Genomic DNA, 11,540 nt, shown 5'->3' with positions numbered 1-11,540 from the left:
GTGAAACGCCGTAGCGCCGATGGTAGTGTGGGGTCTCCCCATGTGAGAGTAGGGAACTGCCAGGCATCAAATTAAGTGTGCTGATATGGCTCAGTTGGTAGAGCGCACCCTTGGTAAGGGTGAGGTCCCCAGTTCGACTCTGGGTATCAGCACCAGTTTTTAGGTTAAAGTTCGGCGATTTGAAAAGAATTTGCCTGGCAACGATAGCGCGGTGGTCCCACCTGACCCCATGCCGAACTCAGAAGTGAAACGCCGTAGCGCCGATGGTAGTGTGGGGTCTCCCCATGTGAGAGTAGGGCATTGCCAGGCATCAAATAAGTGAAAAGCCCATCCGTCAGGATGGGCTTTTTGCGTTTGTGCTGCTGCGAAAATATCCATTTATACCAGACCTGGCAATGACAATTTGCCCATTTGATCTTATCTAAAGGATCGTTTCCCGAGCTTCAGCTGCCGGTATTGCAGTTTAAGCATTGTGGAGCTTACCTTCGGGAAAAGCGGTGCCGGAGCTCGCTCCGGCACCTGTCATGGCAGAGAAAAGAAAGGAATTAACGAGTCAACGCCACGATGCCGAGCGTCAGGCCAGCAACGGCAGCTGCGCCCCCGGCAATCGCGCCGGCGGTTTCCCAGTTATCCTGGGTCGTTCCTTTCATACAGGTATTGGTGTGCACTAATCTGCCTTCAGAATCATAGACCGGTACACACGGAGAGTCATGTGCACAGCCGGCGAGTAGCGTTGCCAGCAATGCCACTAGAATAACTTTAGTCATGATATTACCTCTAAATAATCCGCTTCGCTGTATTGGAGAACCCGTACCTGCGCGGAACGGTTTATTTTATCATCAGCAATATGGGGTGCCGCTAGAGTAAATAATCTCAATTTATGAGTAACGTAAATATCATGAAGAAAACCAGAGAACTATGGGGAAATAATGTGTATTGGGTACCGCGGCAATAAATATATTTAATATCATCAGGATAGTTATCGAAACGCAGACGAAAAAAAGGCACCTGAAAGGTGCCTTTAGAAAAACATATTTACTCTGCGTGTTTCGTAAAGCGGCGTCTTACCACGACGAAGAAGACAGGAACAAAGAAGATCGCCAGTAATGTTGCCGTCAGCATTCCGCCCATAACGCCGGTACCGACCGCGTTTTGGGCGCCGCTGCCGGCTCCATGGCTAATAACCAGAGGCAGAACCCCGAGGATAAAGGCCAGCGAAGTCATCAGGATAGGGCGTAAACGCATACGCGATGCTTCAAGTGTGGCTTCGATAATTCCTTTGCCTTCTTTATCCATCAGGTCTTTCGCAAACTCCACGATAAGAATCGCGTTTTTCGCAGAGAGGCCGATAGTTGTTAATAAGCCCACCTGGAAATAAACGTCATTATTAAGCCCGCGTAACGACGCCGCCAGTAATGCACCAACTACCCCTAATGGAACGACGAGCATGACGGAGAAGGGAATAGACCAACTTTCATAAAGCGCCGCAAGACACAGAAAGACAACAATAAGCGAAATGGCGTAGAGCGCGGGCGCCTGGTTACCGGATAAACGTTCTTGATAGGACATTCCCGTCCAGTCGTAACCAATACCGGCAGGAAGCTTGCTGGCTAACTGCTCCATTAAAATCATCGCATCGCCGGTACTTTTCCCCGGAGCAGCTTCACCCAAAACTTCCATAGAGGGTAAGCCATTATAGCGCTCCAGGCGCGGTGAACCATAAACCCAGCGTGAGGTGACAAAGGCGGAGAACGGAACCATTTCGCCATTCGCGCTGCGGACGTACATATTATTGATATCGCTCGGCAGCATACGGAATTTTGCATCGGCCTGAACGTAGACTTTTTTCACTCGTCCATGGTCAATAAAGTCGTTGACGTAGTAACCCCCTAGCGCCGCGGAAATGGTTTCATTGATATCGGATAGCGAAATCCCCAGAGCCTGAGCTTTCTCCTGATCAACATCCAGCTTAAATTGCGGCGTGTCTTCGAGCCCGTTGGGGCGAACGCGTACCAGCTGGTCGGGATGCTCTCTCACCATACCCAGAAGTTGATTACGGGCCAGGGTTAACGCGCTATGGCCAAGGTTACCCTGATCGATAAGCTCAAAGTCAAAACCGGTCGCCGTACCCAGTTCGATAATTGCCGGCAGATTGAAAGGAAAGACCATAGCATCTTTAATCTGACTGAAGGCAACGGTCGCACGTTTGATGATTGCCTCAACGCCATTCTCTGCGCCACTGCGTTCTTCCCATGGCTTCAGGCTGACAAACGCCATACCGGAGTTTTGACCCTGACCGCTAAAGCTAAAGCCGTTAACGGTAAAGACGCTTTCAACATTCGCCTTCTCTTTATGCAGATAGTAATCGGTAACCGTATCAAGAACCTTTTGCGTGCGTTCCTGCGTTGCGCCTGAAGGAAGCTGGATCATGGTCATAAATACCCCCTGATCCTCATCCGGCAAGAAGGAGGTGGGCAGGCGCATAAACAGGACGGCCATACCCACAACGATCAGCAGATAGATGATCAGGTAGCGTCCGGTACAGCGCAGGATCCCGCTAACGCTGTTAGTGTAGTGGTTCACGCTACGATCGAATTTCGCGTTAAACCAGCCAAAAAATCCTTTTTTCTCATGATGATCGGCTGATGCGGGTTTCAGTAATGTGGCACAAAGCGCGGGGGTCAGGATCAGCGCGACCAGGACGGACAGCGCCATGGCGGAGACGATGGTGATAGAAAATTGCCGATAGATCGCCCCCGTAGAGCCGCCAAAGAAGGCCATCGGGACAAACACTGCCGATAGCACCATGGCAATGCCGACCAGCGCCCCCTGAATTTGCGACATTGATTTTTCCGTCGCTTCTTTGGGGGGAAGCTTCTCTTCTACCATGACGCGTTCGACGTTTTCCACCACCACGATAGCATCGTCGACCAGAAGGCCTATTGCCAGCACCATACCAAACATCGTTAGCGTATTGATGGAGTAACCGAACATTGCCAGTACGGCAAAGGTCCCGAGCAGGACGACCGGAACCGCAATGGTGGGGATCAGCGTGGCCCGGATATTCTGTAAGAACAGATACATCACCAGAAAGACGAGGATAATCGCTTCAAACAGCGTCTTCACAACCTCATGAATAGAGATTTTCACAAACGGCGTAGTGTCGTAGGGATAGACGACCTTCATCCCCTGCGGGAAGTACGGCTGCAGTTCGGCAAGCTTCGCTTTAATCGCTGCGGCGGTATCGAGGGCATTGGCGCCGGTAGCGAGCTTAATTCCCAGTCCTGAAGCCGGTTTTCCATTGATTTTTGCGACAACGTTGTAGTTTTCACCTCCCAGCTCAATACGTGCCACATCTTTCAGGTGCACCACTGAGCCATCCGCGTTCACGCGCAAAGTCACTTTGCCAAACTCTGCCGGATCCTTCAGTCGCGTCTGAGCAATAATGGATGCATTTAGCTGCTGGCCTTTAAGGGCCGGCGTACCGCCAAGCTGGCCTGCTGCAATCTGATCGTTCTGTACCTGCAGTTGGTTAATGACGTCGACAGGCGTGAGGTTGTACTTATTCAGGAGATTACCGTCCAGCCAGACGCGCATGGCATACTGCGCGCCGAAGAGCTGTACATCGCCGACGCCGTTAAGGCGGCTGATGGTATCTTTGACGTTCGATGCAACGTAGTCGGATATATCATCCTGAGTGGTGCTCGTGTTATCGGAGATGAATCCGGCAACCATCAGGAAACTACTGCTTGATTTCTCTACGCTAATCCCCTGCTGCTGTACTTCCTGAGGAAGAAGCGGCGTCGCCAGCTGCAGTTTATTCTGCACCTGAACTTGCGCAATATCCGGATCCGTACCTGATTTAAAGGTCAGGGTGATGGTAACGCCGCCTGCGGAATCGCTGGTTGAGGACATGTACATCAGATTATCGATACCGTTCATGTTCTGTTCGATAACCTGAGTCACCGTATCCTGAACGGTTTGTGCGTCCGCACCTGGATAGGTTGCGGAGATGGCCACCGCTGGCGGCGCGATAGTCGGGTATTGTGCAATCGGTAGCTGCATAATTGCGAGGCCACCGGCAATCATCATGATGATCGCCAGCACCCAGGCGAAGACCGGTCGATGGATAAAAAACTTAGACATAGGGATTCGTACCTTATTGCGCGACGGACGTCGCGGTATCCTCTTCGGCCTTCACGGTGACGCCGGGACGTACTTTCTGCAGACCGCTGACGATAACCTTTTCACCGGCTTTCAGACCGCTCGTGATTAACCACTTATCGCCAATCGCCTGTGAGGCTGTGACGGCTCGTGTTTCCACCTGGTTTTTATCATTAACGAGCATCACGCTGGCATCGCCGCGCGGCGTTCGGGTGACTCCCTGCTGAGGAACGAGAATGGCATCCGGTGAAACGCCCTCATCAATACGGGCGCGAACAAACATCCCTGGCAGCAGAGCGTGCTGTGGGTTGGGGAAGATGGCGCGAAGCGTAATAGAGCCGGTGCTCTCATCTACCGTGACGTCAGAGAACTGCAGCGTGCCCTGAAGCGCATAAGGTTTTCCGTTTTCCATAATCAACTGCACGCTTTTGGTGTCACTGCCGTGCTGCAGGCTTTCCTGTTTCAGGCGCATGAAATCATTACTGGATTCAGTGACATCCACATAAATGGGATCGAGCTGCTGTACCGTCGCCATCGCGTCAGCCTGACCATTTGTCACCAGGGCACCTTCGGTCACGCTGGATTTGCCGATGCGGCCGCTGATTGGCGACGTCACTTTTGTGTACGCCAGGTTAATACGCGCGCTTTCCACGGCTGCCTTTGCGGCAATAACATCGGCATCGGCCTGGCGCGCGGTCGCCACCGCCTGATCGTATTCTTGCTGGCTGATATATTTTGTGCCGAGAAGAGGCGCGTAGCGTTTTACCGTTAAGTGGGCGATAGCCGCCGCGGCTTCTGCTTTCGCTTCATCACCTTTTGTGCTGTTGTAAGCCGCCTGATAGGTCGCCGGATCGATTTGATAAAGAGACTGTCCAGCGGTGACATCGCTACCTTCGACAAAGTTACGGTGCAGGATAATCCCGCTGACCTGCGGGCGGACTTCCGCGACGCGGTAGGCAGATGTGCGGCCAGGTAGCTCCGTGGTGACGGACAGCGGCGCGCTGTGTACGACATAAACGGAGACCTGAGGTATCTGCGCATGCGGTTGCCGATCGCCTGAATTATCGCAACCGCTGAGCAGGATGGCCGGGATGATAAGGCTGGATAAAAGTGTAACCCTGACATGAGGTGTCATTGCTGTTCCTTATAGATTATGAGCCAGGCATGGCCACGAATCTGTGCAAGAAATAATGAATTAAAATGCGGTTTGTTATCCTACAAATAAAAAACGATGGATGTAAGACATAGTTATTTTTTAGCCATCAGCAAGGCACGTAAAAACAAAATATCAGGAATAATGTTTTTAGAATGATCTTAAATTAAAATTTGCTTACATTGATATTTAATATATGAATGCATTTATCTTGATTATTCTTGTGGTGTATTTATTGGAGAGCGTTTGAGATTTAACTCATCTGTATTTTTGCTAAACAATATTGATTGTCAGATGTTAGGTTTATAGGTATCCAGCGATTTCCCCACACTCTCAATCTGGCGTTGAGTGGAGCACCGTATGCCCAGAAGAACGAAAGAAGATGCGTTAAAGACGCGGCAGCTTCTGATTGAGTCTGCCATTCAGCAGTTTGCCTTACGTGGCGTGACCAGCACGACCTTAGCCGATATCGCTGATGCTGCTGGCGTGACGCGCGGAGCTGTGTACTGGCACTTTGCAAGCAAAGCTGAGCTATTTAATGAAATGTGGCAACAGCAGCTGCCGCTACGCGACCTGCTTCAGCATGAATTTAACCTTAAAGACGATCAGGATCCGCTTAGCACGCTACGAGAGAAATTTATTATTGGCTTACAATATATCGCCAATAATCCCCGTCAACGTGCCTTAATGCAAATTCTGTATCAGAAGTGTGAGTTTTCCAGCGACATGATGCCGGAAGCTGAGATTCGCAAGAGAATTGGTTTTAGCTATCCGATTATTCGCAGCATTTTGCAGCTCTGTATTCGTAACGGATTATTGCCAGCGGAAACCAATGTTGAAATTTCATTAATTGTATTACACAGCGCATTTACCGGTATTATTAAAAACTGGCTGGTAGAGCCCGGGCAATTCGATCTGTATCGCCAGGCACCCGCCCTGGTTGATAATATTATGTCGATCCTTTGCGGGGCTAACGGGCGGCAGACGATAGCCAGCCATTAAAATTCATGCAATAAAAAAGGCGCTTCCCCATGCCGAAGAGCGCCTTTTATATCAAACACTTAACTGATTAGTATCAGTTCATGCCGTATTTTTTCAATTTTTTACGCAGAGTACCACGGTTGATGCCCATCATCAGGGCAGCACGGGTCTGGTTACCGCGGGTGTATTGCATCACCATGTCCAACAGGGGCTGTTCTACTTCAGCCAGTACCAGCTCATACAGGTCATTAACATCCTGACCGTTCAGTTGAGCAAAATAGTTCTTCAGTGCCTGTTTAACCGAGTCACGCAGGGGCTTTTGAGTTACCTGATCCTGAGAGTTAACGGTAGAAACGGTCAGTACGTCAGAATTTACGCGTTGTTCGAACATAGTTCTGTCAGCTCTTTATTTCTATTACGCAAAATTTTCGAAGTATGCCTCCAACGCCTCCAGCTGTTCGCTGGAATCTTCTATGGCGTTGAATGTGCGCCGAAACTGGTCATCTGGAGCGTGTTCCTGCAGATACCAGGATACGTGTTTGCGTGCGATTCGGTACCCTTTTGCCTGGCCATAAAAGCCATGCAGTTCCCGAACGTGTGCACAAAGCAAGCGCTTAACCTCTGCCAACGGCAGCGGCGGCAGCAGCTCTCCAGTGTCCAGATAGTGCTGGATTTCCCGAAAGATCCAGGGTCTTCCCTGAGCTGCACGGCCTATCATAAGGGCATCTGCCCCCGTATAGTCGAGCACAGCTCTGGCTTTAAGCGGGTCAGTAATGTCACCATTCGCGATAACCGGAATGGAAACTTTCTGCTTAACTGCCCGAATACTGTCGTACTCAGCATCTCCGTTAAACAAACAGGCGCGCGTGCGTCCGTGAATAGTCAGAGCCTGAATGCCACATTCTTCAGCCAGTTGGGCAATTTCTACACAGTTACGGTGTTCCGGTTCCCAACCGGTGCGAATCTTGAGAGTTACGGGAACGTCCACTGCTTTGACGACCGCCGTCAGGATAGACTTCACCTGCTCGGGGTACTGCAAGAGGGCTGAACCTGCAAGCTTACGATTCACTTTTTTAGCCGGGCACCCCATATTGATATCAATAATTTGGGCGCCGCTTTCCACGTTAATACGGGCGGCTGCAGCCATCTCTTCCGGTACGCTACCGGCGATTTGCACGGTACGAATACCGGGCTCATCAACGTGCACCATCCGTAAGCGTGACTTGTCGCTCTCCCAAACCTGCGGGTTGGAGGACATCATCTCGGATACGGTCAATCCTGCTCCCATCTCGTAGCACAACGTGCGGAATGGTCTGTCAGTAATGCCAGCCATAGGCGCTGCGATGAGTCGATTCCTGAGCTGGTAGTGTCCGATGCGCATGAGTTAAGAAATGACCATACTGTGACTGCAAGGCGGCGTATATTACGCATTTTTTGCACGAGATGAAAGGCCAAACTTTGAGCAATCCTCTGCGGTGGATCAAAGAATCGCCTTGCAGGTCAGTGTGCATGAATAATTAGCTATATAAATCATTGCATTAAAAACATGTGATGAATTTATCTACACATATAATTTTGTCTAACTTCTCATTTTTTCTTCCCGACACAGGGAACGGGCAAGATAATCTGCTGAAGAAATCAGCAAATTACCTTGGCTTTATGTGAGTTGGCTCTCATTTCAGAACATGATCGTGAAGCACAGCTGATGTTTATTCTATGACCACGCGACCATTCAGCGGCTGTATCGGACGATTGTTATCGTGATGCATAGCGTGGCTAAATTTTGCCAGCTGCGCTGATGAAAGTGTCAGGGGATGTTTAAGCACAATCCAGGTTACCCCCTCGGAGCAAGGCGGCGTGGTCAGGGAGCCGCTGAAACGCCAGTATGTCTTGTCTGCGGGAAGAAGGGCGTTGAGATCCATTTGGGTGACGATTTTAGCCGTCTGATCGGCTTTCTCGGGCATGGTGGCCCACAGTTTGTTCAGTTCGCTATTTTCCGCGCCCTGGTCGAACATCACCGCCACGACGGCAACGGCGCCTTGAGCGCTTTTATGTACCAGATGCATCTCCATCGCATAGTGCTTACCGTGAACGGTGTTTTCGCTCGGGGCATGAAAATGGAACTGCTGAAGGGTAAATGGCGTACCGTCAATCGTAACGGTATCCGCTGTTGTGGTCTTTAACCCCGCCTGGATAGTGTGACCATTGTTGATGAGCGTAATGGGGCCATCGATGTAGTGCGTATCCAGCGGTGAAAGGTGTGTCTTAAACGTGGTATCGATGTTGATAGGGGATTGATTCATGCCATTTTGACAGGTTTTGTACTCCTCATTGAGCGCCCCCCAGTGTTCCGGCGAACCTTCGCCTTCATAGCTCCAGTGGGAAGCGAAAACCGTAACGGGCATCATGCTTAACGCCAGTAATGCCGCCTTGCCTAAAGTTGTTTTCATATCATTCGTCCAATGAATAAATTTATGATTTTATTGGTAACTACAATACGTTACCGCATCATCTTATTCTCATTGAGCGAATGATTTTGTACAGAAAACGCGAAAAGCGGTGGCCTGCGATGAGGCCACAGGGAGATTATTTTTTATAACCGGTGATCCGGCACCACTCCTCTTTCTCCACGACGGGATCGAGGCTAAAGAGATCGGCGTACGCTTCACAAACGCTTTCCGCCTGGCTGGCAAGGATGCCGGAAAGCCCCAGCAGACCGCCTGTAACCGGCAGCACGCTGATAAGCGGAGCCAGTTCGCGTAATGGGCCTGCCAGAATGTTTGCGACCACCACATCGGCTTTCATCGCCTCTGGCTGATCTTTAGGCAGATAGAGTTCCAGGCGTTCAGAAACCCCGTTACGCTCGGCATTATCGCGGCTGGCCTGAATGGCCTGCGGGTCGATATCAATACCGATAGCTTTCGCGGCGCCCAGCTTTAATGCCGCAATGGCCAGAATGCCTGAGCCGCAGCCAAAATCGATAATCGTTTTGCCCGCGAGATCGAGGCCATCCAGCCACTGCAGGCACATTGCCGTGGTGGGATGTGTACCGGTACCAAACGCCAGGCCCGGGTCGAGCATCACGTTAACGGCGTTTTCATCCGGCACATCGCGCCAGCTCGGGCAGATCCACAGGCGTTTACCGAAGCACATAGGGTGGAAGTTATCCATCCATTCGCGCTCCCAGTCCTTGTCTTCCAGTTGTTCGATTTTATGCACGAAACCGGCGCCCAGCAGCGGATTCTGCTCCAGCATCGCAATCACTTCTTTCATATCGGTCTCGGCGTCAAACAGGCCGATAACGTCAGTATCGCCCCACAGACGGGTTTCGCCCGGCAGAGGTTCGAATACCGGCGTGTCGTGCGTATCCTGGAAAGTAATGGAAACGGAACCCGCTTCCATTAACGCATCGCTCAGCTCTTCCGCGTTCGCGCCGGTAGTGTTCAGTTTCAGTTGGATCCATGGCATGGCAAAACTCTTTATTTATCAGTAGTCAATACGGCGGCTTGCGGGGCGGAGGTACCGAACCGGTTTCCGACCAGGAAAGCCAATAAGCTTAACAGCAACGCGGGCACTATCGGATGGAAGCCCAGGTACTGCAGATTAAAAGTGGCGAGTATGGCATAGAGTACGCCGCCGACGATCATCGCGCTCAACGCCCCTTTCGCGTTCGCGCGTTCCCAGTACAGGCCCAGCACCAGCGGCCATAAGAACACGGCCTCCAGGCCGCCGAACGCCAGCAGGTTGAGCCAGATAATCATCTCAGGCGGACGCCAGGCTGCCAGCAGCAGTAAAGCGCCCAGCAGCAAGGTGATCGTTGCCGACATCCGCTTCAACCGGGCTTCATTTGTTATCTGCTCGGGGCGCAGATTCAGATACAGATCTTTAATGATCGTAGCGGAACTTTGCAGCAGCTGGGCGTTGATCGTCGACATAATGGCGGCCATCGGCGCGGCGAGGAAGATCCCGGCGGCAAAGGGCGGCAAGACTTTCACCATGAGCGTCGGGATGACCAGATCCGGCACCGTCAGATCCGGGATCACCGCCCGGCCTAACGCACCCGCAAGATGCATCCCAAACATCAGGATCGCCACCACGATGGTGCCAATGATAATTCCCCGGTGCACTGCTTTGCTGTCTTTATAGGAGATGCAGCGAACGGCGGTGTGCGGGAGGCCAATCACCCCGAAGCAGACCAGCACCCAGAAGGAGGTCATAAAGGTGGGGGAAAGAATGTCATCAGCCCCCTGCGGGGAAACCAGCTTAGGATCGATGGTTTGCAGGGTTTCTACCGCATTATGTAGCCCGCCCGCCGCATGAACGACGCCAACCAGCAGGACGATAGTGCCGACCAGCATCACCATTCCCTGGAGCGTGTCGTTGAGGACGCTGGCACGAAAACCGCCGAACGCGGTATAGAGCGCGATACTCACGCCAAAAATCAGCAGACCGGTTTCGTAGGGAATACCCGCTGCGGTTTCCAGCAACCGCGCCCCGCCGATGAACTGCACCGTCATTGCCCCGACAAACGCCACCAGAAGGCTCAGGCTCGCGAGCCAGACCAGCAGACGGCTTTGGTAGCGGGCAAAGAGCATATCGTTCAGGGTTACGGCATTATAGCGGCGCGCCAGAATGGCGAATTTCTTACCCAAAATCCCCAAAGAAAGCCAGATCGCCGGAAGTTGGATCATCGCCAGAAGCACCCAGCCGAGGCCATATTTATAGGCCGCGCCGGGGCCGCCTATAAACGAACTGGCGCTGATATAGGTAGCGGTAAGCGTCATGGCTAATACAATGCCGCCCATCGAGCGGCTGCCGAGAAAATATTCGTTCAGGAAGGAACCCGTTGCGCGCTTACGCATTGCATAGATGGAGAGAGCAAACACCACCAGCAGGTAGGCGATAAGCGGCAGTATGACTTCAAGCTGCATCGTCATCCTCCAGAGGAATATCGCGATAGATAACTTTTACCATCGCCCAGCACAGCAGAATAAACACCAGCGGTACCAGCAGGCAGGCCATTTCGAACCAGTGCGGCAGGCCGGTTAGGCCAATACCGACGCCCGGCAGATAGGCGGCAGCCAGCCAAGCCGCAAGATAGAGAAGGGTTAGCCACAGCGCCCAGCGCGCCTCTTTATGGGCCTGAACAAAGCGTTTGTCCATTTTTTGTCCCTTGAGGATAAAGAAAGCGGGGATTGTACCGCATGGAAAAGAGGAGAGGAGAGAAAAAGAAAAAAGGCCG

The 11,540-nt window shown here is 51.8% G+C and carries 10 protein-coding genes, 1 tRNA gene and 1 rRNA gene; 3 read left to right on the top strand and 9 right to left on the bottom strand.

The window, feature by feature from the left end; genetic code table 11:
* The first annotated feature begins 79 nt into the window (after positions 1-79).
* Together ACESQ2_RS27340 and rrf are read left to right on the top strand one after the other, a co-directional pair.
* A tRNA-Thr gene (locus ACESQ2_RS27340) sits at positions 80-155 on the top strand.
* A 38-nt stretch (positions 156-193) separates the two neighbouring features.
* Positions 194-309, top strand: a 5S ribosomal RNA gene (gene rrf, locus ACESQ2_RS27335).
* 236 nt (positions 310-545) lie between these two features.
* Here the strand turns inward: rrf and ACESQ2_RS27330 are convergent.
* The 3 genes from ACESQ2_RS27330 to ACESQ2_RS27320 form a co-directional block, all read right to left on the bottom strand.
* Positions 546-767 (bottom strand): hypothetical protein, encoded by a 222-nt coding sequence (locus tag ACESQ2_RS27330; RefSeq protein WP_025108494.1) that lies wholly within the window; start codon positions 765-767, stop codon positions 546-548.
* 268 nt (positions 768-1,035) lie between these two features.
* Positions 1,036-4,146 carry an efflux RND transporter permease subunit gene (locus ACESQ2_RS27325; protein ID WP_014227025.1) on the bottom strand — a complete coding sequence of 1,037 codons (3,111 nt, stop codon included), beginning with the start codon at positions 4,144-4,146 and terminating at the stop codon, positions 1,036-1,038.
* A gap of 13 nt (positions 4,147-4,159) precedes the next feature.
* Positions 4,160-5,299: an efflux RND transporter periplasmic adaptor subunit gene (locus ACESQ2_RS27320; protein ID WP_049102748.1), complete on the bottom strand. Its 1,140-nt coding sequence runs from the start codon at positions 5,297-5,299 to the stop codon at positions 4,160-4,162.
* Between the two features lie 378 nt (positions 5,300-5,677).
* On the opposite strand from ACESQ2_RS27320, the gene envR reads away from it, so the two are divergent.
* Positions 5,678-6,319 carry an acrEF/envCD operon transcriptional regulator gene (gene envR, locus ACESQ2_RS27315; RefSeq protein ID WP_004854718.1) on the top strand — a complete coding sequence of 214 codons (642 nt, stop codon included), beginning with the start codon at positions 5,678-5,680 and terminating at the stop codon, positions 6,317-6,319.
* 73 nt (positions 6,320-6,392) lie between these two features.
* On the opposite strand, the gene fis is transcribed toward envR, so the two are convergent.
* The 6 genes from fis to ACESQ2_RS27285 all read right to left on the bottom strand — a co-directional run bounded on the left by fis (position 6,393) and on the right by ACESQ2_RS27285 (position 11,461).
* Positions 6,393-6,689: a DNA-binding transcriptional regulator Fis gene (gene fis / locus ACESQ2_RS27310; RefSeq protein WP_000462905.1), complete on the bottom strand. Its 297-nt coding sequence runs from the start codon at positions 6,687-6,689 to the stop codon at positions 6,393-6,395.
* A gap of 24 nt (positions 6,690-6,713) precedes the next feature.
* Entirely contained in the window at positions 6,714-7,679 is a 966-nt protein-coding gene (gene dusB, locus ACESQ2_RS27305; protein ID WP_014227023.1) for a tRNA dihydrouridine synthase DusB, read from the bottom strand.
* 328 nt (positions 7,680-8,007) lie between these two features.
* Positions 8,008-8,748 (bottom strand): carbonic anhydrase, encoded by a 741-nt coding sequence (locus tag ACESQ2_RS27300; protein WP_004854712.1) that lies wholly within the window; start codon positions 8,746-8,748, stop codon positions 8,008-8,010.
* A 136-nt stretch (positions 8,749-8,884) separates the two neighbouring features.
* A complete protein-coding gene (prmA, locus tag ACESQ2_RS27295) occupies positions 8,885-9,766 on the bottom strand; it encodes a 50S ribosomal protein L11 methyltransferase (RefSeq protein ID WP_046878630.1) in 882 nt (293 codons plus the stop codon).
* An 11-nt stretch (positions 9,767-9,777) separates the two neighbouring features.
* Positions 9,778-11,229, bottom strand: a complete 1,452-nt coding sequence (gene panF / locus ACESQ2_RS27290; RefSeq protein ID WP_032751512.1) for a sodium/pantothenate symporter — start codon at positions 11,227-11,229, stop codon at positions 9,778-9,780.
* Entirely contained in the window at positions 11,219-11,461 is a 243-nt protein-coding gene (locus tag ACESQ2_RS27285; RefSeq protein ID WP_004125848.1) for a YhdT family protein, read from the bottom strand. The genes panF and ACESQ2_RS27285 overlap by 11 nt, the downstream gene beginning before the upstream one ends.
* Between the last annotated feature and the right edge of the window lie 79 nt (positions 11,462-11,540).

The sequence above is a fragment of the Klebsiella sp. Q11 genome (assembly GCF_964241505.1).
GTDB lineage: Bacteria > Pseudomonadota > Gammaproteobacteria > Enterobacterales > Enterobacteriaceae > Klebsiella > Klebsiella michiganensis.
This window is presented reverse-complemented; position numbering and strand designations above follow the sequence as displayed.